Raw genomic sequence first — 23,420 nt, 5'->3', positions numbered from 1 at the left:
TTCAAGGAATAAACTCCGTCGCAATTAAGCGTTCGTAGGAGAGTCTTTCAGGAAGAAAAGCTCCAACACCTCTTTCAGGCCTTGAGCGGTCAAGGGTGCGCGATCCACTTCGAAGCAGTTGACAGAAAGTTCGTCCACAAGCTTTGGGTCCAGAGACGAAACAGAGCCAAGTTCGTCCAGATTCTTCAGAGAACTGGTCACAATCAAAGGTTCATCGGCCAGGTGATCTTCGCTGATGTATTCCATCAGCAGCTCTTGTTCGGAAGGGTTCAGATTTTCAACATTTTCCACAAAGATCGTCATGCCCCCCAGGCGGGCAATGTCCATGGAAGAATGCAGCTGACCTTTGATGTCGTTAAAAGGGACGAAAGCCCAACGGCCAGTCAGTTCATGCAGTTGCAACGCGACCTTCTTGTTGTTGTTTTCAGAGCGACCTTCAAAATGAATCAGGTGAGAAACCAGTTCGTTGGCTGGACTTTCGGTCAGTGCCGGAGAGTCCTCGTTAAGAATGTCATCAATAGAGGGCAGTGATTCACCAAAGAGTCGGACATTTTCCAGATTCGGCTGGACCTTGTTGAGCTCTTCAAGATTGGCTTCTTTTTGATCCAGATACCATTTGTACATAGCGGGCTCTAGGACCATTCTTACCAACTGAGCCACTCCAGAGCGCTTCTCACTATTGAGATCATCTGCGGATGGCACCACAGCTGTTCCTAAGAAGTTCCCATTCACCCGAATAGGAATATGAAGATCACGCCCCCGCGTGAATACCTCGTCAGCGTCTGAAATGTCAGACAGATCCATCAATTGACGAATCTGTAAACCCTTCCCATAGCGGTTGGCCAGAATCTGCTTTAGTCTTTCTACAAAAGAGCTATCCAATGTTGTCTGCATAAAACCACGTACCCCTTACACAGAGCCCTTTAATACAAGACCAATGCCAACAGCAGGCTGTTAGGGAAAAATCGTATAGTTTCAGCAACTTGGAGGGTGAAACAAATAAAAAATGGGCTTTATGAATTCCTCATAAAGCCCACTAAGTTTCGATCATTTAGGTAATTTATTTAGGGTCGGTGCCCTTTTTAGCGCGCCAGTTTACGCTTATCCAGGCCGTATTTTTCGACCTTCATGATAAGACCGGCACGGCTGATACCCAGTTCTTTTGCCAGCTTGGATTTGTTCCAGCCTGTGCGGCGCAGACCCTCACGGATCATTTCGCGTTCCAGGTCTTCCAACGCATCCTTCAGCTTACCCTGCAGGCGGGAACCTTGAACTTTGTTCTTTTCCCCAGCTTCCAGAACTTTTGGAGAAAGAAGTTCCGCCATCAGTTTTGTCTCGTCACCGGAAAGAACACAGAGTCTTTCGATTTCATTTTGCAGCTCACGAACGTTACCTGGCCATGGATAATCATAAAGCTTTTCCAAAGCACGTTTTGTGATCTGACGTTTTGGTCCGCCTTGTTGGTCGTGAATTTTGTTCAGGAAGAAGTCCACAAGGAATGGAATGTCTTCTTTTCTTTCACGCAGAGGTGGAACGCGGATGTTGATAACATTCAGGCGATAGTACAAGTCTTCACGGAATGTGCCTTGTTCAACCATCTCTTTCAGGTTTCTGTTCGTCGCCGCCACGATGCGCACGTCCACTTTTCGGGACTCTGTCGCACCCACAGGCATGAAGGTGCCCTCTTGAAGAACACGCAGAAGCTTAACCTGCATCTGTGGGGAGGTGTCCCCGATTTCATCCAGGAAGAAAGTTCCTTTGTCGGCCATTTCGAAAAGACCTTTTTTGTCTTTCAGAGCACCCGTGAAGGAGCCTTTAACGTGACCGAACAATTCAGATTCCAACAGATTGTCATTGAAAGCAGAACAGTTCTGAATAACGAATGGTTTGTCTTTGCGGTGAGAGTTGTAGTGAATTGATTTTGCGATCAATTCCTTACCGGTACCGTTTTCACCTTGAACCAAAACCGTGGAATCCGCACCCTTGATTTTATCAAGCAAAGCATACAGGGACTGCATTGGTTTGGATTTACCGATCATGTTGTCGTACTTGAAGCGGTTGCCCAGCTCTTTGTTCAACTCTTTGATGCGGTCTTCGCGGGAAGAAATTTCCAGGTGAAGAGTCACGATTTCCTGAGCCACCAACTCACACAGTTCGTTGAAGTGTGCGCGCTCCTGGTCATCCAGGAATTTGAGTTTACCCAGACATTTTTCGATCACTTCACCCGACAGGCCGAAGGCTGCAAGGCGCTCGCGGATTTCTGTCAGACGGGAAGTGTAGTTGGAATCACGGAAGAAGCCCATCGCCACAACCGTACCAACACAGTCGTTGTCGATCATGATTGGGAAGACACCCACATCAAAACCAACCATATCCCACTTGCGCAGGCTGAATCTGTTCTGGGAAGTACGAAGATCATCCAGGGATTTGGTCACAAGTTCTGCAATACTTGCCTGGCCAGCTTCTTTTCGTACAAGAGCTGTGATTGCAGGATTGTTAAAGGTGACTTTATCAGAGTCATAACCTTTCAACATTCCACGCTCATCCGTGAAAACCACGTCAATGTTCCACCACGCGCTGAGAATCTGTTTGAGCTTGTTGATGACATGTATATGTTCAAACTCATCCCAATTAATCATAAGTATCGTCCTTTCAGTGACTGTCAAAAGTATCGATACTTTTATCGTCAAGAAATTAGACGAACTTTAGGGTGACTGTCTAAAGACCGAGCAAACCTGGACCTTGGGCTGGAAGAAGTGTCTCAGGTTAAGACTTATATTCCGGTGGAATGTGCATATCATTGCCATCGCGAAGCGAATGATAGGTCGGGGACATGATCTCGACTTTGGCTTCGTTAAAGCAGTCTTGTAAATTTTTGCGAAGATCGGAATAGATATCGTCGAACTTGTTCGCAAGGCGGGTGTAGACGTTGAGTTCGTATTCCACATAAGAATTACCCAGATCGGTCTGGAAGATAAATGGTTTGGGGTCTTTCATCACACCTTCGGTTCGGGCCGCGGCGTCCAGCATCAGCTGATGAACTTGTCGCCAGTTGACGTCATATCCAATAGTGATGCGTGGATTCAGAATAAGTCCTTGCGAGTCCGCTACGGCACTGTAGTTCATGATATGGCTGCTGAGAATGTTGGAGTTCGGAATCGTGATATCCACATTTTTGATGGTGCGAATGCGTGTGACCAGCAGGTTCTTTTCTACAACATCACCGACTGTTGCACCGACTTTCACGCGGTCCCCGATCTTAAAAGGTCGCATGTAGGTGATAACCAATCCCGCCACCATGTTTGAAATAGCAGAACTTGATCCAAGGGAAATCAACAGCCCCAGAAAGACTGAAACCCCTTGGAAGGCTGGCGAACTCGAGCCTGGCAGGTGGGGGAAGATGATGATCAAGGTGAAGGCGAAGACCAGAAGTCGGACCAGTTTGTATGTCGGTTTGGCCCATTCAGCATGGAAGCCTTCGATTTTAAGATATCCGCTTTCGATTCGCTGGAAGAACATGCGGATGACTTTCAGAATATAGCGCATCACCAGGACGATAATGACGATATAGAAAGCCTTGGGAATATAATCCAGAATGGTCTTTAAAACCTCGCGCAAAGGCGTCAGGATATAATGAAGCATATTTTCGGACAGGTAGCGGGTTTCCGGGAAGAAAGCCAAAACCAAAGAGAAATAGAAATAAAGTACCAGTAACGTCGCCACCACGCGAAGGGCTTTCAGAAGGCCACAGATGCCCGACACCATTGCCTGTGCAGTGATGATTTCAAAATTGTGAAATTTTAGAGGGCGGATGCGACCATCACGAAGAGCCATGACTTTTAGTTGCAACCAGGGGAAGAGCCATCCCATCAGGGACAGGGCCACAATCATAATAACTGTGGCAATGCCGGCATTAAGAAAAGCGGTGCTAAGTTCTGATTCAAATAAAGTAGGCATACTTTATTTAGATCATAGAATTAAGTGTGTTGTAAACTGTGGAAGCGGAAGTATTCGCCCTCTTGGTTCAGCAGGCTTTGATGATTTCCAATCTCCACGATGTTTCCGTCTTTCAGAACAACGATCTTGTCCGCCTTTTGAATGGTGGACAGTCTGTGAGCAATGACAATCGCTGTACGACCTTCCATCAGGTGATCAATGCCCTTTTGAACCTCGATCTCGCTGGCAGTGTCCAAAGCACTGGTGGCTTCGTCCAGAATCAGAATTGGTGCGTCTTTGAACATCGCCCGTGCGATACTGATGCGCTGTTTTTCGCCACCTGAAAGAAGATTTCCGCGATCACCCACACGTGTCTGATAGCCGTTCGGAGTTTTCATGATAAATTCATGGGCATTGGCCAGTTTGGCCATTCTTGGAATATCTTCCGGGGACCGATCAAAGTTGCCAGCCTGGATATTCTTTTCGATCGTATCGCTAAACAAGAAAACATCCTGAGTAACCAGTGCAACATTACGACGTAGGTCTTTCAGGTTGATATCCAGAATATTCGTGTTGTCGATCAGAATTTCTCCGCTAGAGGCATCAAAGAATCTTTCCAGTAGATTGACGATGGTGGATTTTCCACTGCCGCTGGCTCCAACCAACGCTATGACTTCACCGCGTTTGATCTCAAGGTTGATTCCTTTTAGGATCATTTCTTTGCCGTAGCCAAACTTCACATCTTTATAAACAAGCTTTTCCCACTGAGAAGGGAAAGGTTTGTTCGCCTGACTTTCCGGAACCTCCTGATCGGATTCAATGATACTGAATACGCGCTCAGAAGCGATGACCACCTGCTGAATACGCAGATAGGATTCCTGAAACTTCTTGATAGGCTGGTTGATCATCAATAACGAGGTGATAAAGCCCACAAAGGTTCCCGGTGTCGCGCGACCTTGGGAAACTTCATATGTGGAATATAAAAGAACGGACATGAAGATCGCAGAAGCCAAAAGCTCGGTGACAGGTCCCATGGCCTCTGTGCGTGCGTGCACCAGTTTGCGTGCAGCCAGATACTCTTTGGATTCATCCGTCAGGCGGTCGGCCATGACTTTTTCAAGGTTGAAGGACTGAATGATACGAACCCCATCCAGACTTTCTTTGATCGTAGAGGTCATTTTCTCCAGCACCTGTTGCCCCATCGGGACATACTTGCGCAAGCTGCGGGAAATGTTCTTCAAGAAGGCCCCAATGACCGGAACCAAGAGCAGAATGGCCAGGGTCAGCTTCCAGTCAATTCGCAGTAAGTTGTAAATAAGTGCCACAAAAAGCAGAGGATGCAGGAAGATATCTGCCACCATGCGCAGACCATCTTGAATAACATTGATGTCATTCAGGATACGGCTGATCAAACCACCAGAGCCGGTGGTGAAGTTGTTATGGAAGGAAAGATTCAGACGCATGAACTTCTGTTGCAGTTTCTGACGAATACCCTGGACCACGCATTCAGCCACATAGTTCATCAGATAGATATGGAAATAACGTCCCACGGCGGCCGCCAGGGATAGACCCAGAGCATAGGGAACCAGACGCATCACCTGGTTGAACTCGGCTCCGGCCAGATTGTCAAAAAGGGGTTTGATCATGTAGGCCAGCTGGCTATAGGCCGCGGCATGAATAACTCCGGCAACTGCGACGATGAAGATAAGTCTTTTGTGAGGTTTCAGTTCGCCAAGAATTTTCTTAATTTGTGCTACTAACATCTATGTTTTTCCAGTTTTATGAGCTCTTGTGGCTTTCAACGTATCGTTTGAGGTATTGGCCCGTCAGACTCTTTTTCACCTTCATGATGTCGTCTGGAGTGCCCGTTGCCACGATGTTTCCGCCCTTTTTACCCGCTTCGGGGCCGAGGTCAATAATATAATCTGACCCGCGGATCACGTCCAAATTATGCTCTACGACCACGACGCTGCCGCCGGTTTCAATCAGTTTGCTCAAAACCTTCATAAGCAGCTCGACTTCGCGGAAGTGCAGACCCGTAGTCGGTTCATCAAGAATGTACAAAGTGGACTTCTGTTGGACTTGAGACAGCTCCTTAGCGATCTTAAGACGCTGAGATTCCCCACCACTCAAAGAGCTCGCCGGTTGTCCCAGCTGCAGATAATCCAAGCCGACCTCTTTTAGAACGCTTAAAGGCTTGCGAATGTTCGGATGCGCCACAAAGAAATTCATGGCTTCGTTCACGGTCATGGAAAGAATTTCGTGGATATTCTTGTTTTTGTACTGAATTTCCAGAATCTCCGGACGGTACTTTTTACCATCACAGACATCGCAGGGGATAACCACATTATCCATGAACATCATGTCGATTTCTTCATAGCCCGTACCCTTACATGCCGGGCAACGACCGCCGTCCACGTTCAAACTGAATGTGCCTGCGGTATAACCACGACTTTGAGCTTCTTGCGTTGTTGCCATGATGGAACGGATGGCATCAAAGGCTTTCAGATATGTGATCGGTGAACTGCGTGCCGATTTACCAATCGGCGATTGGTCAATCAACAAAACGTTTTTGATGTTCTCCACGCCATCCAGGCCGGAATATTCCTGTGACGGCAGGTACTCAATGTCCAAAGCCCGCGCCAAGGCGGGATACAGAGTTTTAGAGATCAAAGTGGATTTTCCAGAGCCGCTGACACCAGTGACCGTGACCAGTCGATTCAAAGGAATCACCACATCCAGATTTTTCAGGTTGTGACCCTTGGCGCCTTTCAGTTCGATCTTCACTTTGTAGTTATCGACATCCACTGGACGAACCGCCCTCAGTGGTTGAGCGCCTTTGGAGGGCTTCAAATAAGGAACCGTGTTGGATTTTGCAAAATTATAGAACTTCTCTGTCGGTCCGGAATAAACGACCTCACCACCCAGATAACCTGATCCCGGGCCCATTTCGATGATGTTTTCGCTGGCTTTGATAACGTCGTGATCATGTTCGACGATCACAAGGGTATTTCCCAGGTCTTTGAGGTCTTTTAAAATGGAAATCAGGCGATCGTTGTCACGCGGATGCAGGCCTACTGTGGGCTCGTCCAGCACATACAAGGCTTGTGACAGGCCCATGCCCAGTTGATTCGCTAAAATGAGTCGCTGATATTCTCCGCCGGAAAGTGTGCGGGTTTCACGTCCCAAGGAAAGATAGTGAACCCCTACGCGCATCAGGAATTCCAGGCGCGAGCGAATTTGCTTCAGAACTTCCCCGGCAACCTCCTGCTGATAAGCAGTCACCTCCAGTTTTTGGAAGAAGGCATTGAGGTCCTCAATGGTCATATTGGAAAGTTCATTGATGTTCGCATTGGAAATCAAAACGTGATTGGCTTCCGAACGCAGTCTGGCACCTTTGCAGGTGGGGCATTGGAACGGACTGCGGAAGCGGGAAATAAAGACGCGAACGTGCATCTTGTATTTGATTTGATCCAGATACTCGAACAAACCGCGCACCCCGAAGAAGTCCTTGTTTCCATTCCAGATCACGTCGCGGTGATCTTTGGGAAGATCTTTCCACGGAGTGTGCGGATCAATCTTGGCCTTCTTGCAATAAGCCAGAAGTTGTTTCTTCTCATGTGCTGCGCTTGGCATCCAGAACGGGCTCAGGGCCCCTTGTGCCAAACTTAAGGAAGGATTCGGGATCACTTTTTCTTCGTCAATATCCAGAATGTTCCCGAAGCCCTTACAGGTTTGGCAGGCTCCGATTGGAGAATTAAAGCTAAAAAGTTTGGAGCTGAGTGGTGGCGGAGTGTAGCCACATACCGGACAGGAGGCCTCTTCACTGACTTGCAGACGTTGCCCATCCGTGGCCAGGATTGTGGCTCTGCGGGTAATCAGATTCGTATTGTATTTGATACTGGCATCATAGGCTTGAGTCAAAGAATCGGCGATTCGACCTCGTTCGTCTTCATTGAAGCTCATACGGTCGATCACCAGATAGAATGTTTCCTTTGGCAGGCCTTTTTTGATGGCAGCGGCATCGCCGATTTCCACGACGGTACCCATTTCTTCAGTCGTTGTCCCGCTGGGTGAGCTTGGGACTGGAGCATCTTCAGCTTCAATCTTTTTAGATGCCTTCTTGGCAACTTTCTTTTTTCCGGCCGCTTTGGTCGTTGAGGCTTTCTTAGGCGACTCTGTGACCTTGGGAATATAAATACGGAGATAACCGTCCTGCAGAAGCAGCGAATGAAGTTTTTTGCCTTCTGCCACACGCCCTTCCGCATTAATCTCGACCATCAGATAACCGCGCTTTCCGGCAAATGTTTTCAAAACTTTGTCGGTAGCTTCAGTGACACTTTCTTTTTCAGTCGGGCAGTGGTGAGTGGGGCAATAGGACTTGCCGATCTTTTCGTAAAGCAGGCGAAGGTAATCAATGATCTCTGTCGTTGTGCCCACGGTGGAGCGGGAGCTTTTCACCGTGTTCTTCTGCTCGATGGAAATGGCCGGGGGGATGTTGTTGATCCCCTCGATATCCGGCTTGGGGGCTTTATTCAAAAACTGTCGGGCATAGTTCGACATGCTTTCGATAAAGCGACGCTGTCCTTCGGCGAAAAGTGTTTCGAAGGCCAGGGAAGACTTCCCGGAACCACTGGGGCCACAGATGACTGTCATGGAACCGACAGGAATCTTGACCTCAATGTTCTTCAGATTGTTTTGTTTCACCCCCCAGAGGTGAATATCCTTCATTCAGAGAAATCCTGTTTGTAAAAGTCAGTGGCTTCTTCAGCCTTGTTGGAGGCAGCTGTTGGCTCAGTGCCCTCGACGAATGCCTGACGAATAATTTTTTTAGTAGCGGCCGAAGCCAACTTGCCAGTTTCGCTATCGATATTAGCAAACACAATACCGTCGGGCACGGGGAAAGTCATCTGAGGAAGTCCTTCGTGAGCCGCTTTCATGTAGTCAACCCAGATCGGCAAAGCAGAGCGTCCGCCAACCTCACCCTTGCCAAGACTCTTTTCTTTGTCAAAGCCCACCCAGACACCTGTTGAAATCTGAGGACTGTATCCGATAAACCACGCGTCAAAGTAGTTGTTGGTGGAACCGGTTTTACCAGCGACCTCGCGACCGACGGCGCGAGCCCGACCACCTGTACCGCCGGCATCTTCAACAACGCCTTTTAACAGAGTCGTCATCACATAAGCCGTGGAAGGTCGAATTAGTTGATCCGGGTCCTGGAAGAAGATGCTGTCATCCAACTTGGCTTTCTTTGGATCTTTTTGCGCGTCCTCTTCTTTGTTCCCGGCGTTCAGTGACTCTAGGTAGTTTTTGCGGCGCTCTTCGAAAGCGTCATCGATGGATTTGATTTCCTTTTCAAATCGGGCATCCAGCGAAACAGTTTTTAGCAAAGTTTTTCCGTTGGCATCATCCACTCTGTGAATCAGCATCGGAGACAGTCTTTTCCCCAAGCGACCAAATTCAGAAAACACCTTCGTCATCTCATACAAGGTCACGCTGCTGGAGCCCAAAGCCAACGTAAAGTCCGGATTCAGCGGGCTGTAGATGCCCAGTCTTCTTGCGTACTCCGTCGCCCAAGGAACTCCAACATCCTCGATGATCTTAACAGTCGGGATATTGAGGGATTTAACCAGCGCATTGCGGAACAAAATGTCGCCACCGAAGCTCTTGGAGTGATTGGATGGCTTCCAAACTTTCAAGTCGCCCTGACCTTCGGCATCGTCGGTTGCTGAACCACCTTCTTCATAGACAATCGGTGCATCCATAACCGGAGTCGCCGGATTGTAGCCTTTTTCCAAAGCCGCAGCATAGACGATGGCTTTAAACGCAGAGCCTGTTTGACGAGGGGCCTGGATGGCACGATTGAATTCACTTTTGGCAAAGTTAGAACCGCCAACCATCGCCAGGACATCCTGGCTTTGTTGGTCAAAGGAAATCAAAGCGCCCTCCACCAAGGGTTCCTGATCCAGCTCAAGTCCAACGAACTTGCTAAGATCCGGTGTGCCTGTGGTGACACCTTTCTTTTTGGAGTTCCCCTGCAAACGGGATGAAGAGAACTGATCGGCAACCACTTTTACAAGAATCACGTCCCCTTTTTTCAAGGCTTCGGAAGGCTTTTTGATAGAGGCTAAATCCCAGCGCTGGTCTGAATCCGGCCTGCGCGCCCAGGTCATCGTGTCGATATCAATCAGACCCATGGTTTCAGGCAGACGAACATAGACCAAACCTTGCGCATCGTCGATCTTCTCCACAACACCACTGACGGAGTCTTTCAGCTTGATGTACGGGGGCAGAAGAGGATGCTCTTTCATGTCCTGAGCCGTTTTCACTGGGACAATGTCAGCAAACTTTCCATCGGGCATGATAATGCGCTCGGGAGTGAAATCGGAGATCAGCTTTTTTTGGGTCTCTTTCAGGAACTCTTCGATGTCGCTGTTGTCAGAGATGTTTTTCACAGGACCACGATAGCCCTGACGCTTGTCCAATGATTTCAGACCTTCTTTAACAGCCTCTTGAGCCGCCTTTTGTTTGGTCAGATCAAGGCTTGTGTAGATGCGAAGGCCTTTATCCAGAACAAGGTCTTCACCCAGTTGAGCCACAAGCAGCTGGCGCACAGTCTCTAGATAGAACGGAGCGAACTCTTCGTAATTTTCCCGCACATAAACTTTGACGGGTTCTTGGATGGCAGCTTCAGCTTCGTCTTTGCTGACAAATCCCACATCCGCCATACGACGCAGAACGTAGATCTGTCGTTCTTTGGCGCGAAGGGGATTGCTGACCGGACTGTAGCGCGAAGGCGCCTGGGGAAGTCCCGCCAAGATTGCCATTTCTGAAAGGGTCAGTTTGGAAACGGGCTTGCGATAGTATGTCTGGGCAGCCTGCTCGACACCGTAGGCCCCTTGACCGAAGTAGATCTGATTCAGGTACAAGAACAGGATGTCTTCCTTGCTCAGGTTGCGTTCCATCTCCATGGCAAGCAGGATATCGCGCAACTTACGAGTCAGAGTTTTTTCTGAGGATAACAGCAGTGTTTTTGCCACCTGTTGAGTGATCGTCGATCCACCCTGCACTGATCTGCCGGCGCGAAGATTTGCCAAGGCCGCACGGAAGATAGCTTGAGGGTTGATCCCTTTATGCGAGAAGAACTGATCATCTTCCGCTGCCAGGAAGGCATTGATCAGATTCTTGGGAATCTTGTCGTAAGGGACGAGAGTTCTTCTTTCGCGGAAGAATTCGCCGATTTTTTTATTATTGCGATCATAGACCTGACTGACCAGCAACGGCTGATAGTCTTTAACTGTGATCAGTTGAGGCAGACCGGACTTTACTGATTGGATAATAAGATACGCACTGAGGATGCCAATAAGACCGAGGGCGACGAAGAATAGCAGGATCTTTTTTAACACTGTGGGGGGCTCCTTTAATAAGCCCCCATTCTAACAGTGTGAAAGGGTAGGGTCTAGGGACACTGGCCCGAAGGCTAGTTGCGCGTCCCTCGGGTTTTTTTGCTCTCGCGTGCGGATCTTTTTGTTTTTGCCGAGGCTAAAGAGCTTTCCAGGTTGCAGTCGGGGTCCGAGCTGGCGATCACGCCATTGATTTTGGCAAGTTCACCGGAAATTTCAGCCGAAGCTTCGTCGGCAGTGTATTCAGCGCTTTTCTTTGGCGCCGGCGAACTTTTCAGAGTCATCAGCTCGTTGGAGGCAGTTGTGAGGGCTTTTTGCAAACTGGCCTGGCGAGTTGCCAGAGCCTGAAGTCGAGTTTGAAGCTCCTGTTGTGCTGCCGTCATTTTTTGCTGTGTCAAAGTCATCAGGTCTGTGACCTTCTTTTCAGCGGCCGTTTTCTTCTTAGTAGTGGAATCCTTCATCTGCTGAAGTTGAGTGGCAGCCAGATTTAATGTGTCATTCAGTTCATCCATGCTGGATTCGGCAGAGCGTATTTTGTCGTCCAAAGCTTCAACTTCTGCCTGCGTGTCTTCACTAACCTTGATTCGTGCCTGTTGGAAACGGTTCATACATTTCTGGAAAGCATCCAGAGCGGCCGCCTTTTGAGCTTTGGCCTTGCTGATATGGTTCTTGCTGGAAGTACCACTCACATTGCCGTACTCTTTTGCGGCTTTCAGATACTCTCCGTTACAAGTGTATTTGCTGGTTTCAGCCGTCAGCTCCAGCATCTTTGTCGCTTTATTGCGCAATGCTGCTGTGCGAGCACTTCGCAGGGAAATCAGTTCACTGCCTTTGGCTCGGAGCTGCTCTTTATTGGAGTTCTGAGCTTGCTGGAAGCTTGCCAGTTGCTCACGCTCTTCCGCGTCCAGGTCTTCTTTGGTTTTTTCAAGTTCTTGTTGGGCGTCGGTCAAAGCCTGTTGAAGTTCAGCGATGTTTTCATTGAACTCTTTTTCAATATCCGCTTTTTCCTGACCCAAATCTGCAATATCTTTTTCTGTATCTTTAACTTCCTGATTCAGGCGCTTGATTTCATCATAGTAGTCGCGACCATTCATCTGAGGGCAGGTGGAGCCCAAATTGGAATTTACCGGAAGACCCAGAACTGTTCCGATGGCATCGGTGGTGCTGAACTCTTCATTCCCAATGGTTTCAGCACAGGATTCTGCCTTGGCCACACAGTTTGATGCGTTTCCCAATCCGGCTTTGCGGCAGGCCGTACCGATAGCTCTTTCCGCTTCGGCAATTTTATCCCGAGCGTTGTTGCACTCCTGCTTCTTCATTGTGTTTTCGTAGGCTTCGGGTGAAATTTGAACGGAAACCCCTGGAGCCGTCGGCTGAGCGTAAGAAACGACGGGAGTCACAAGGGAAGACACGCTTAGAAGATTGATGACTAATTTGACAGTTGATCTCTTTTTAGAGTTTGAAATCGTAATCATTTGATTTCCTCCCCGATGATGGTTACTCATGCAAGTGCAGTACCAATTATCGGCAGGGGCGACCAAAAGGTTTACGTCTCAAAATGAGAAAAGCCCGGCGGGAACCGGGCTTTGGTAAGTCTTAAGCAACAGCGCTTGTGCAGTTCGGGCACTTGCGGGCTTTGAGAGGAATCTGAGAGCAGCATTCCGGACATTCTTTCGTTGTGACCGGACCGGCTTCAGGAGCCTTTTGCATCTTATTGGCCGCTTTTACGATCAGGAAGATGGCAAAAGCCACGATCAGGAAGTCCAAAACGATATTTAAGAACAGTCCATAATTGATGGTCGCGACCCCGGCTTGCTTGGCGGCTTCAAGAGTTGCGTAGGTTTCGCCATTCAAAGCAACAAACAAGTTTGAAAAATCAACTTTTCCCAGTCCCAAACTCAAGACCGGAGTTAGGATGTCAGCAACGAAAGAAGACACGATCTTGCCGAAGGCGGCACCAATGATGATACCCACGGCCATGTCCAGGACATTGCCGCGCATGATAAACGTTTTGAACTCTTTAAACATGGTGGTTCCTTTCTTAGAACTTCGCAACAAGGTTCATTGTAGTCGTAGTTGTCGTGTACTTGCCACTTGCTGGCAATTCATTCTGATATTGTAATAGGTAAGCCAATTTCAGAGAGAAGACGGAGTTTAACATAATGTTCAAAGAAGCCTCTGTGTTGAACAAATATGCTTCAGGTTCAGTGAAGTTAGGCAGATATTCCGCCCAGTATTTGAAGGACAAAGTCTTATCCAGTGCTTTGTTGAACTCAGAGTACAAACGACCCATGTTGTCGTTAGCAACTGTTCCGGCTGTGGACAAGGTCTTTTGGTAACGATAACCGACCTCGAAGAACCAGTTCATGGCATCGCTCTTGATCAGGGAATACTTCAAACCAAGATCCGTCGAATCCCTTTGTACGTATCCGTTGAATACATCACTTTCAGCTTTTTGCCCCGCAAAGACGCCAAGATAATCTGTCAATTCACGTTCATAACGAGCCCCGGCTTCCCAGTTGCGCGCACTTTCAACACCATTAGAGTCCGTCTTCAAGTGACGGCCAAAAGCGGTGTACACATTTTTTTCGTCTGTATAGACAGCTTTCCCTTTGGCAGCGTAGCTCTGGGAGTCACTGTTGCCACTGACGACAACCGCACCTGCCTCTGCTTCACCGGTGAAAGGCTCTGCTGCCATAGCAGAGAAGGAACAAAGCAAAGCGAAAACACTTGCCGACAATGAGAACAATTTCATAGCAAAATCTCCTTTTATTTAGACAGGCTTTGACTCTAGATTTTTTTCGACCCTCATCCAAGAAAAATGTGGTGAGAAACACAGCAAAATCTGCTATTTTCTGTTCGAGGTTTGTGAAGGTGCAAAAGGGTTTTAATTCAGACATTACAGTGCGAGGGCAGAAGTACCACATTCAGACAGAGGATTGGGGAGTACAGAACCCCTATCTGGTCAGCAGAATTTTCTGCAACGGTGCGGTCCTGAAGACCATTAAGACACCTTACGACACCGTCTTGAAACTCGGGTCGACTCAGTCAGAAGAGGCCATCAAGTTGGCGTTACGACGCCAACACAGTACCGTCATCGATACATTGATGGCGGGAAGCATGCCGTAAAATCCCAAAAAACAGGATTTCTCTCTAAAACCTCGACTTGTGGCGAGTATTCATCAGCCCCCATCTTTCATAAGATGAAGGGATGATTGAATTCTCTCACGTCTATAAGACCTATCCTGGCCCTGTTCATGCCTTAAAAAATGTTGATCTGCGCATCGACAAGGGTGAGTTCGTATTTCTGACCGGGCCCAGCGGGGCGGGTAAAACCACATTGTTTAAAATGATCTCAGCTTACGATGTGGCGACCTCCGGTGACGTGAAAGTGGCCGGCCATGATCTGCTGACCATTCGGGATTCTCATATTCCGTTCTTCCGCCGAAAAATTGGTGTGATTTTCCAGGATTTCAAACTGCTGAAAGATCGTACCATCTTTGAAAATGTAGCCTTACCGCTGCAGGTTCGTGGCGACAAGGCTCCGGCGATCCAGCGTCGGGTGTATGAAGTGCTGGAACAAGTGGGTTTGGCTCACAAACACGATCAGTATCCCGATTTTGTGTCTGGTGGTGAGCAGCAGCGAACAGCCATTGCCCGCGCGATCATCCATCAACCGGGTGTTCTGATTGCCGATGAACCGACGGGAAACCTTGATCCCCGCTTAAGTGAAGAAATCATGGATCTTTTGGAGCGGGTTTGTTCGCAGGGAACGACCGTGTTTGTGGCAACCCATGACCACGAAATGGTCAAGCGCCGCAACAAGCGCACCTTGTTGCTTCAAGATGGAATGATCGTGGGGGACACCAAGTGAGACCTCCAAGAAAGAACTGGGCCTTGAAGCTTTCCACTCTGGTCGTTGTCACAGCTTGTTTTGTTGTGATGGGAGCGGCCCTGCTAATTTCACAAAATTTCCGCAGCATCCTGACTTTGTGGGGCGAAGACGTGCAGATGACTGTCTATCTGGCGCAGGATCTTTCCGATGCAGGGCGCGAGGATCTTCAGGCCCGACTGAAAGAGCATGAAGAAGTCGGGACGGTGACGTTCATTTCTCAGGAAAAAGCCCTGGGGGACTTTCGCTCTCAGATGGCCAGCTATGCTCCGGACATTTCCCAGGATGAAGAGCTGTTGCGTTTGATCCCGGCCAGTTTTCAGATTCAACTTAAGCCTTCCGTGGCCACCGCGGATCAGATGCCGGTGCTACAAAAAATTTCCGAACAGGTCCGGGGTCTTCAGGGTGTGGAAGAAGTCAGCTATGGGCAGGACTGGGTCGAAAAGTATGCGGCTTTGGTCAGCGCTATTGAAATTACTCTGCAGGCCCTGTGTGTGGTGATCCTGCTGGCGTCGTTGTTTGTCATGTCCAACGCCATCCGAGCCTCGGTTCAGTCACGCAAGGACGAAATCGTCGTACTGGAAATGATTGGCGCAACACCTTCGATGATTCGCAAACCGTTTATGATGGAAGGCGCCTTCCTGGGAGTGTCCTCTTCCGTTATCGCGATGGGGCTGTGCTTTGTTGTCTATGTCGGCATCAAAAATTTACTGACCACCAAACTGAGCTTCCTTCAACTGGGGCAACACATCCAATTCCTGGGGCCGGTGGTTCTGGTGGCTTTTATTCTTATGGGAACCGCTTTGGGAGCTTTGGGATCCTATCTGTGCGTGCGCCGAATTAATGACGGGTTTGCCGGAAGTCAGGGGACATAGTTTGATGTGGTGGCGAGTTCTTTTGGCATTGAGTCTTATGTTGTCTGCGGGTGCGAAAGCATCGACGGACGTGGACAGTCTTGCCAAGGACTTTGAGGCCACCAAAAAAAAGCTTGAAGCCGAAGAAATCAAACAGCGTCAGGTTCTGTCGGCTTTGTATCAGTTAAATAAGAAAATCAAAAAAATCGTGACGGAAAAAGGGGAGCTTTCCCAACAGCGTGCTTTTCTGGAGGTCGGTGTGCGCAATCTGACCGCGAAGGTTGAAGAGCTGGATCAGAAATCCAAACAACAGCGCCTGTTGCTCGCCGAACGTCTGCGCGCGATGTACAAGTTAGGTGGACCTTCGATTGCGCGTTTTCTTTTCTCCTCCTCCAGCTCCGTTTCTTTGGAACGGAATTTAAAAATTCTGGGTGTGGTGGCTGCACGTGATCTGGAGCTGATTAAAAACTACACCAAAGACCTTAAGGATCTGGAATCAAAAAGGAAAAGTCTGGCGCAGAAGCTGGAAGGGTTGAAGTCGGTGGAACTGAAGATCGCCAATCAGGAAAAGGCTTTGCGCAAAGAGCAGGACCTGAAGAGCAAGCTTCTGGATGGAATTCGTAAGAACAAGATGTTTGCCATCAATAAGATCAACGGCCTTCGTGAAAAGTCCCTGCAGTTCAATATTGAGGATGCTGGACTTTTTGATCTGCTCTTCAAGCCGTCTTTTGCAGATCAAAAAGGGGCGTTGCCGGCTCCGCTTGAAGGGGTGGTAACTCACAAATTTGGACTTATGAAAGGCCAAGAACACCCCTATACTTTAACACACAAAGGTGTCTTCATCGCCGCAGCCAGGGGCAGCAATGTCAAAGCCGTGTTTGATGGAAAGATCTCATATGTGGGCGAAATTCCCGGTTTTGGAACAACGTTGATCGTGGATCATGGTGATCACTACTACAGCGTTTATTCCCATACTCAGGATGTGAAGGTGAATACCGGCGATGAAGTCACGGGTTCACAGATTCTGGCTCAGGTGGGCGAGGCTCCGATGGATGGCGCCTCTGGACTTTATTTTGAGATTAGACATTTTTCCGAACCCTACGACCCGCAACAGTGGATGAAAGGACTCTAACACTATGCAATCACTTAAACGCTACTGGAAAACCTACATACTGGGCGGCGCCCTTCTGCTGGTTTTGTTCATCATGGCAGAAACAGGTTTCCAGGTTAGAGCCTTTGCGCAGGAAAGGTATGCGGATCTTCAGAACTTCAGTAAGGTTCTGAACCTGATTCAGCAGTACTATGTGGAAGAGGTTAACACCAAGAAGCTGGTTTACGGCGCCATCAAAGGAATGTTGCGCGAGTTGGATCCCCACACCAACTTTATGCCACCAGACATGTTCAAAGACTTTGAAACTGAAACCAGCGGAGAGTTTGGTGGTCTCGGAATTGAGATCTCGATTCAAAACGGCATCTTGACGATTATTTCACCGATTGAGGACGCTCCGGCGTGGGAGGCGGGAATCAAGGCGGGGGATAAAGTTGTGGGTATCGACGGCACCAGCACCAAGGGCATGAGCCTGGTGGAGGCGTCCCAGATGATGCGTGGAAAAAAAGGCAGCAAAATCATTCTGCGCGTGGTTCGTGATGGCGAAGATAAACCACGGGATATCACGGTGGTTCGTGGCAGCGTGAAAATCAAGTCTGTGAAGTACACTGATTTGGGTGATGGGTTTGCTTATGTGAAAATCACAAGCTTCATTGAAAACACAGCCAAGGATCTGCAAAAGGTTGTTGAAAATCACATGAAGAACAATAAAAACCAAATGTCTGGTTTGCTTATTGATATGAGAAGAAACCCAGGTGGTTTGTTGGATCAGGCGATCAAAGTCAGTGACATGTTCCTGAAAGAAGGAACCATCGTCAGCACCATCGGTCGTAACAAGAATGACAAGGAAATTGCGACAGCCACTAAAAAAGGACAATTCACCAACTTCCCGATTGTGATCTTGGTCAATGAATACACGGCCAGTGCCAGCGAGATTGTGTCCGGTGCTTTGCAGGACAACAAACGTGCTTTGATTGTCGGTCAAAGAACATTCGGCAAAGGCTCTGTGCAGTCCGTGATCAAACTGGGCGATGGCAGTGGTTTGAAATTGACTGTGGCCCGCTACTACACACCAAGCGGAGTTTCGATCCAGGCGGAAGGTATTCATCCTGATATCGAAATCGAAGATGTGGATACAGAAGCGTTTTCAAAGGCGATCGTGAAATCCGTGACCACGCGTGAGGGCGACATCGCAGGACACCTGAAGGGTGATCGCGAGAAAGCCGCGGAAAAACTTGACGTAAAACAAGGCGCCGAGGAGGGTGCGTTAGCTTGGTGGAAAGACGTGGGATCAAAAAAAGAAGATAAGCTTTCGCCACGCGACAAACTGTTCAAGACAGACTATCAGGCATATCAAGCATTTAGCTATCTTAAGGCTTGGGACACGCTGAAAGCTTTGACGCGCTAGTTATTGATTAAGGAATTTAGAGGCCCTACTCTACCGCAACAAGCAAGGCAGAGGGGGCCTTTCATGTTTAAAAAGACTAAGTTTATCATAGCCTTAGGCATGTTCGTGGGCTCAGTTTCTCAGGCTCAGCATGTTGGATTTGAAAAAGGCAACTCTCTCACAGTGACTCCCATTCAAGGACAAGTTCGAGTGATGTGCGGTGGATTCAACGGCAGTGGATCTGCAGTTTACACTTGCCGAGATCTTGTGATGTCACCAAACGCTTATGACTATTTCGTGGGTCCTCGCGATGGCCGAGCCACGAAGGTTGAACTGACAGCCGTTCATCAAGATGGCTCCAGTCGCAGCAAGACCGAAAGCTATTCAGGCTCTCGCGGTCGCAGCGAAGATGCTTTTAATCTGTGGATTTCAACTTTGTTCCAAAAGCCTCTGCTTGAAAATGGAACGAACAAGATCAGCTATCGTTTATTGGGAAGCAATGCTGTATATGCTGAAGGCACCTTCACAGCGGTCGTCAATAAAAGCGTTCCCAAAGAATGTCCGGCGACGACTTATCAGTCCACCGATATCAACGACTGCAGCTCTCAGTATTCCGTCTGCCAACGCTACTTCCGCGAGTTTAACAACTGCCAATAAGGTCACTTGTCTGATTTTAAGAGGCAATGGACAGGCTGACGGCGTTTCGGCCGTTTTTCTTGACGTGATAGAGCGCCTCATCGGCCTGGTGAATCAGGCCGTCTATATTTCCGTTCCAGTCTGTTCCTGAAATGCAGGCCACTCCAGCACTGACTGTCACGCGCAAACCCGGCGCAAGATCCGACATATCACAATTTAAGATCTCCATGCGAATGCGTTCGGCAACATCCTGACCTGCGGCCGGATTGGTAAAGGGCAGAACTGCCAAAAACTCTTCGCCACCGACTCGTCCAATCATATCTCCGCGGCGCAGACTCTTGGAGCCCAGCTTCGCCACTCGTTTGATCACCTCATCACCGATGGCATGCCCATAAGTGTCGTTGATCTTCTTGAAGTGATCGATGTCGAAAATAATCACGGCCAAAGAATTTTTCTGGCGGCGGCAGTTGCTTAAAGACTGTTCTGCGAAATCCAGGATATGGCGTCGGTTGGGGATGCGAGTCAGCTCATCTGTCAAAGCCAGTTCACGCATACGACGAGCCGTGCGAATCTGACGAATCGTGAAAAGAGCCGTTAATCCCAGAAGCAAACTTGTCAGAATAAGAATCACCAGCTGAGCTTCGTTTTTGGCCTTCAGCATGCGGTTGTCTTCTTCCTTTTTGCTCAGATCGAACTTGAAGTTCAACTGGCGCAACTGTTCGTCGGCTTTGATCTTGTGAAGGCGGTCCGATTGCTTCTTAAAATCCAAAAGGGAAAGATAGGCTTCTTTCCACATGCCGGTTCCTTCAAAGAGGCGGGCTTCTTCTTCGCGGATCTCCATGGCAAGCTGAACGGATGAAGGTTCTTGGTTAAAAGAAGCCGCTTTCTTCAGGTTCTCCAGGGCCAGTTTGTTGTTGCCAAGTTTCAGATGTGCTCGTCCCAGTTCCAGATAGGACTGGGCCAAGGACTTCGGAAGATTCATGTCTTGCAACGTGTGAATGGCGCTTTGCAAGTGGCCAAGGGCTTTGGCCGGCTGATTCATATTGTTGTAAAGCGAACCCAGTGCGCGTTCCACGACGGCCTGACTTTTTACGTTCCCCAGGGTTTTGTGAATGCTCAAGGACTCTTGCAGATGGCTCAGAGCTGACTTGTAGTCACCCAGATCTTCATAGCGGCGACCCATATTGCTCAGGACCACTGCGATGTTGCGCTGTTTGTTCAGTGAGCGGTTCCTTTCCAGAACTTCTTCAAAGTATTCCAGCGCCTTTTTGTTTTCACCCATACGTCCATACAGGACCGCGATGGAATTTAAAGTGATGCGCTCCATGTTGGTATTTTTTTGCGCGACAAACAGGTCTCGTGCTGTCAGAAGACTTTTCAGGCTTTGTGAAAATTGATTTTGATAGGACAGCAGTTGTCCCAGATTCAGCAGTGCTTTGGCTTCCACCTCGGGCAGCTTTTCAAGCTGACTGACTTCCAGGACATTCATCAGTCCTTCCAAGGCAGTTCTGGATTCACCCATGGTTTCCAGGGCGGCATAGTGACAAAGTTCGATTTTCAGACGCAAGTCTGCGTTCAGGCTTTCGGCCCCTGCATACTTTCGGGTGATCTTGAGGGCTTCGGTCGGATCATTGTTGTCCACCAGCAGCTCGCACTTCAGCAGATCCTTTTCAAGATGAAGGCGGGTTTCTGTCACAGGGATGGTGGATTCGATCTTTTGGATCATTTCAAAAGCTTTGCGTGGATCGGCGCCCGCCAGTTCCTGAGCTTCTGACAAAAGTTCCTGCCCGGGTGACGAAGCAAGGGCAGAAGAGCCAAAGATTCCCAAAATGAGACATACAAGAATAGATCTGTGCATTGGGTGTTCTTTCGGTAAAAACATGCACAGACTAAAGTGAAACCTCTAAAGGGTGGCGCACCATTGCAAGGGTGGCAAGTCGGCATCACATTCTTCGTTCAGATATTGAATCAGGGCTTGAGTCATTTCGGGACTTTTGATGTCGTCCGGCTCGTGCACAAAGTAATAAACCCTTTGCAGACCGGCCTGGCTCCAGCGATTCAGTCTGCGCGCCCATTCCTGAGACCGGGTGTAGTCACTGGGATCCAGGTCGTTGCCAATGATCCGCAACATAGTAAAAGGGGCGCTGATTGAGGTGTGAGCCAGGTCGCGACGGCCCGCGACGTCGGTAATCACCAGTCCCAGTCCGCGATTCTGCAGGTACTGAGTCAATGCTGGCAGAATCTGTCGGTCCTTGAACCAGCTTGCATGGCGGAACTCCAGCGCGAGTTCAAATTCCTGAGGCCACTGCTGCAGAAAATAAAACAGCGTCGCCTTGCGGGAATAGTCAAAGTGCGGAGGGAACTGAACAAAACAAGGCCCACGATGTTCTTGCAGGCTTTCCACAAAACGCAGCCATTCTTTTAGAAGTGACTTGTCCAGCAGGCCCTGCTCGGAATGCGAAAGGCCCTGAAACACCTTCGGACAAAACTGAAAATTGGGGGTGACTTGTTCGCGCCATTTTACAACTTGTTCGTGGGACGGAATACGATAGTGGGATGTGTTCAGTTCAATGGTGTTGTAGTTCTGTGCGTAATAAGACAGGAAGTCAGCAGCTTTGGTTTTTTCCGGATAGATTTTGCCGATCCATTCTTTATGTCCCCAGGCCGGGGTGCCCAGAAGAAAACGTGTGGGCCCTTCAGTGCGGGGAAGCTTGTTCCAATAGGCCAGAGATGCACCATCATCCGGCGGCAAGGACCAGTCAACATTCGCGATGGAGGAAAGCTTTCCGAACTCCATAAGTAAATTCCGGGCAAAAAAAAGCCCGTCAGACAAAGGCCTGACGGGCCATGATCAATCAGAAACTAGTGGTTTTCTTCTTTCAAAGAACCCGCTGGAACTTCTTTCACTTTCACGGACTTGTTCAGGAAAGCGATCACTTTTTCTTCAGTCAGCATGTAAGTCAGGCGGGAAGCCTGCTCTGGACGACCGTAGAATTCTTTGATGCGAGACACTTCGATGCCTGTTTGTTGAGCGTACTCAGCAAACTTAGCTTCCAGGTCTTCTTTTTTGCAGAACAAATCGTGTTTCTTGGCGATAGCGTCCACAAGGAAGGAAGACTGGATCATTTCAGCAGCAGTCTTTTCGAAATCGCCATCCCATTTTTCAACGTAAGATGCGAAATCATCAGGACCCATGCCTTGTTCAGCCATGCGTTTTTTGAAGTCTTCAACCAAAGAAGCTTTTTGTTCTTTCATCAAAGACGGTGGAACCTCAACTGGGTTTTCTTTCACAAGAGTTTTCAAAAGACGGTTTTTGAAAGCGTCTTCAACGCGTTTGGTTTCAGTTTGTTCAAGATCTTCCTGGATGGATTTTTTCAAAGCATCAAGGTCAGAAGGGCCGCCCAAAGAAGCGATGAATTCGTTTGTCAGCTCAGGCAAAACTTTTGTTTTGATCTGGTTCAAAGTCACTTTGAACTCTACTGGTTTACCAGCAAGCTCTGCAGAGTGGTATGGATCCGGGAACTTCAAAGAAAGAGTTTTTGTTTCACCCTTCTTCATGCCCACGATGCCGTCTTCGAAGCCTTCGATGAACTGGTTGGCACCCAACTCAAGGTTGTGGTCAGTGCCGGAACCGTTTTCAAGTGGCGCGCCACCCATGAAACCTTCAAAGTTGATAACTGCAACATCGCCTTTTTTGGCAGCGCGGTCTTCAGCAACAACTTCGAAAGTTGCGCGGGACGCACGGATGTTTTCAAGAACTTGTTCGACTTTCTTAGGATCGAATTCGATTTTTTCTTTTTCAACTTCCAGACCTTCGTATTTTTTCAAAACGATTTCCGGGCGAACATCGAAAGCAGCAGAGAAAGAGAAGTCTTTGTTCTCTGTTGGATCTGCGAATTCAAATTCAGGATAGCTGATAGGCTCAAGCTTGTGTTCGTTCAAAGCTTCAGAGTAGTGCTTTTGGATCAAGTCTTGAACAACGTCTTGTTTCACGCGGTCAGCGTAAAGACTTTTGATTGTTGCCAATGGAGCTTTACCTTTGCGGAAGCCTTTGATTGTTACTTCTTTTTGGATGCCATTGAAGATCTTTTGGAAAGCAGATTGAACAGTCGCTGCAGGAACTTCGATGTTCAACTTTCTAGAAAGATTAGAGACCTTTTCTACGTTTGATTTCATGTCTATTTCTCCTAAGTTACGCCGACGC

The 23,420-nt window shown here is 48.5% G+C and carries 18 protein-coding genes; 6 read left to right on the top strand and 12 right to left on the bottom strand.

The genetic code is table 11. The features are described from left to right. Positions 1–24: 24 nt before the first annotated feature. The 9 genes from ACZ5ZV_RS19660 to ACZ5ZV_RS19620 form a co-directional block, all read right to left on the bottom strand. The gene (locus ACZ5ZV_RS19660) at positions 25–894 is read right to left on the bottom strand and encodes a P-loop NTPase family protein (protein WP_464118900.1); all 870 of its coding nucleotides are present in this window, start codon (positions 892–894) and stop codon (positions 25–27) included. A 188-nt stretch (positions 895–1,082) separates the two neighbouring features. Then, positions 1,083–2,639, bottom strand: coding sequence for a sigma-54 interaction domain-containing protein (locus tag ACZ5ZV_RS19655; protein WP_464118898.1), 1,557 nt, complete (start codon positions 2,637–2,639; stop codon positions 1,083–1,085). A 127-nt stretch (positions 2,640–2,766) separates the two neighbouring features. After that, a complete protein-coding gene (locus ACZ5ZV_RS19650; protein WP_464118896.1) occupies positions 2,767–3,957 on the bottom strand; it encodes a mechanosensitive ion channel family protein in 1,191 nt (396 codons plus the stop codon). 20 nt (positions 3,958–3,977) lie between these two features. After that, positions 3,978–5,699 carry an ABC transporter ATP-binding protein gene (locus ACZ5ZV_RS19645; RefSeq protein ID WP_464118894.1) on the bottom strand — a complete coding sequence of 574 codons (1,722 nt, stop codon included), beginning with the start codon at positions 5,697–5,699 and terminating at the stop codon, positions 3,978–3,980. A 16-nt stretch (positions 5,700–5,715) separates the two neighbouring features. Continuing rightward, positions 5,716–8,667: an excinuclease ABC subunit UvrA gene (gene uvrA, locus ACZ5ZV_RS19640; RefSeq protein WP_464118893.1), complete on the bottom strand. Its 2,952-nt coding sequence runs from the start codon at positions 8,665–8,667 to the stop codon at positions 5,716–5,718. Beyond that, on the bottom strand, positions 8,664–11,342 hold the full coding sequence (locus ACZ5ZV_RS19635; protein WP_464118891.1) for a penicillin-binding protein 1A: 2,679 nt from the start codon (positions 11,340–11,342) through the stop codon (positions 8,664–8,666). The genes uvrA and ACZ5ZV_RS19635 overlap by 4 nt, the downstream gene beginning before the upstream one ends. Positions 11,343–11,416: 74 nt before the next feature. Beyond that, positions 11,417–12,814 (bottom strand): hypothetical protein, encoded by a 1,398-nt coding sequence (locus tag ACZ5ZV_RS19630; protein ID WP_464118890.1) that lies wholly within the window; start codon positions 12,812–12,814, stop codon positions 11,417–11,419. Positions 12,815–12,935: 121 nt separating this feature from the next. After that, positions 12,936–13,367 carry a large conductance mechanosensitive channel protein MscL gene (gene mscL / locus ACZ5ZV_RS19625; RefSeq protein WP_464118889.1) on the bottom strand — a complete coding sequence of 144 codons (432 nt, stop codon included), beginning with the start codon at positions 13,365–13,367 and terminating at the stop codon, positions 12,936–12,938. Positions 13,368–13,380: 13 nt separating this feature from the next. After that, complete coding sequence (locus ACZ5ZV_RS19620; protein WP_464118888.1) at positions 13,381–14,094, bottom strand: DUF481 domain-containing protein; 714 nt, start codon at positions 14,092–14,094, stop codon at positions 13,381–13,383. Between the two features lie 119 nt (positions 14,095–14,213). Here ACZ5ZV_RS19620 and ACZ5ZV_RS19615 point away from each other — a divergent pair, with 119 nt between their 5' ends. From ACZ5ZV_RS19615 to ACZ5ZV_RS19590, 6 genes are all read left to right on the top strand, one after another. Then, entirely contained in the window at positions 14,214–14,468 is a 255-nt protein-coding gene (locus tag ACZ5ZV_RS19615; protein ID WP_464118887.1) for a hypothetical protein, read from the top strand. An 82-nt stretch (positions 14,469–14,550) separates the two neighbouring features. After that, complete coding sequence (gene ftsE, locus ACZ5ZV_RS19610; RefSeq protein ID WP_464118886.1) at positions 14,551–15,213, top strand: cell division ATP-binding protein FtsE; 663 nt, start codon at positions 14,551–14,553, stop codon at positions 15,211–15,213. Beyond that, entirely contained in the window at positions 15,210–16,106 is an 897-nt protein-coding gene (locus ACZ5ZV_RS19605) for a cell division protein FtsX (RefSeq protein WP_464118885.1), read from the top strand. Before ftsE ends, ACZ5ZV_RS19605 begins: the two co-directional genes overlap by 4 nt. Positions 16,107–16,110: 4 nt before the next feature. Further along, positions 16,111–17,217: a murein hydrolase activator EnvC family protein gene (locus ACZ5ZV_RS19600; protein WP_464121434.1), complete on the top strand. Its 1,107-nt coding sequence runs from the start codon at positions 16,111–16,113 to the stop codon at positions 17,215–17,217. A 4-nt stretch (positions 17,218–17,221) separates the two neighbouring features. Further along, positions 17,222–18,601, top strand: coding sequence for a S41 family peptidase (locus ACZ5ZV_RS19595; protein WP_464118884.1), 1,380 nt, complete (start codon positions 17,222–17,224; stop codon positions 18,599–18,601). 63 nt (positions 18,602–18,664) lie between these two features. Then, positions 18,665–19,237, top strand: coding sequence for a hypothetical protein (locus ACZ5ZV_RS19590; protein ID WP_464118883.1), 573 nt, complete (start codon positions 18,665–18,667; stop codon positions 19,235–19,237). A 16-nt stretch (positions 19,238–19,253) separates the two neighbouring features. On the opposite strand, the gene ACZ5ZV_RS19585 is transcribed toward ACZ5ZV_RS19590, so the two are convergent. From ACZ5ZV_RS19585 to tig, 3 genes are all read right to left on the bottom strand, one after another. After that, positions 19,254–20,993, bottom strand: a complete 1,740-nt coding sequence (locus ACZ5ZV_RS19585; RefSeq protein WP_464118882.1) for a tetratricopeptide repeat-containing diguanylate cyclase — start codon at positions 20,991–20,993, stop codon at positions 19,254–19,256. A 126-nt stretch (positions 20,994–21,119) separates the two neighbouring features. Continuing rightward, positions 21,120–22,013, bottom strand: a complete 894-nt coding sequence (locus tag ACZ5ZV_RS19580) for a DUF72 domain-containing protein (RefSeq protein WP_464118881.1) — start codon at positions 22,011–22,013, stop codon at positions 21,120–21,122. Positions 22,014–22,078: 65 nt separating this feature from the next. Next, positions 22,079–23,392 (bottom strand): trigger factor, encoded by a 1,314-nt coding sequence (gene tig, locus ACZ5ZV_RS19575; RefSeq protein WP_464118880.1) that lies wholly within the window; start codon positions 23,390–23,392, stop codon positions 22,079–22,081. Positions 23,393–23,420: the final 28 nt, after the last annotated feature.

The organism is Bdellovibrio sp. HAGR004 (genome assembly GCF_055397015.1).
Note: the sequence above shows the minus strand (reverse complement) of the source record. Positions and strands in the feature narration are given on the sequence as shown.

Excerpts from the sequence above, each read along its gene's own strand:
- ACZ5ZV_RS19660 (WP_464118900.1), bottom strand. The coding sequence starts at position 894 with ATGCAGACAACATTGGATAGCTCTTTTGTAGAAAGACTAAAGCAGATT.
- ACZ5ZV_RS19655 (WP_464118898.1), bottom strand. The coding sequence starts at position 2,639 with ATGATTAATTGGGATGAGTTTGAACATATACATGTCATCAACAAGCTC.
- ACZ5ZV_RS19650 (WP_464118896.1), bottom strand. The coding sequence starts at position 3,957 with ATGCCTACTTTATTTGAATCAGAACTTAGCACCGCTTTTCTTAATGCC.
- ACZ5ZV_RS19645 (WP_464118894.1), bottom strand. The coding sequence starts at position 5,699 with ATGTTAGTAGCACAAATTAAGAAAATTCTTGGCGAACTGAAACCTCAC.
- uvrA (WP_464118893.1), bottom strand. The coding sequence starts at position 8,667 with ATGAAGGATATTCACCTCTGGGGGGTGAAACAAAACAATCTGAAGAAC.
- ACZ5ZV_RS19630 (WP_464118890.1), bottom strand. The coding sequence starts at position 12,814 with ATGATTACGATTTCAAACTCTAAAAAGAGATCAACTGTCAAATTAGTC.
- mscL (WP_464118889.1), bottom strand. The coding sequence starts at position 13,367 with ATGTTTAAAGAGTTCAAAACGTTTATCATGCGCGGCAATGTCCTGGAC.
- ACZ5ZV_RS19620 (WP_464118888.1), bottom strand. The coding sequence starts at position 14,094 with ATGAAATTGTTCTCATTGTCGGCAAGTGTTTTCGCTTTGCTTTGTTCC.
- ftsE (WP_464118886.1), top strand. The coding sequence starts at position 14,551 with ATGATTGAATTCTCTCACGTCTATAAGACCTATCCTGGCCCTGTTCAT.
- ACZ5ZV_RS19600 (WP_464121434.1), top strand. The coding sequence starts at position 16,111 with ATGTGGTGGCGAGTTCTTTTGGCATTGAGTCTTATGTTGTCTGCGGGT.
- ACZ5ZV_RS19595 (WP_464118884.1), top strand. The coding sequence starts at position 17,222 with ATGCAATCACTTAAACGCTACTGGAAAACCTACATACTGGGCGGCGCC.
- ACZ5ZV_RS19590 (WP_464118883.1), top strand. The coding sequence starts at position 18,665 with ATGTTTAAAAAGACTAAGTTTATCATAGCCTTAGGCATGTTCGTGGGC.
- ACZ5ZV_RS19580 (WP_464118881.1), bottom strand. The coding sequence starts at position 22,013 with ATGGAGTTCGGAAAGCTTTCCTCCATCGCGAATGTTGACTGGTCCTTG.
- tig (WP_464118880.1), bottom strand. The coding sequence starts at position 23,392 with ATGAAATCAAACGTAGAAAAGGTCTCTAATCTTTCTAGAAAGTTGAAC.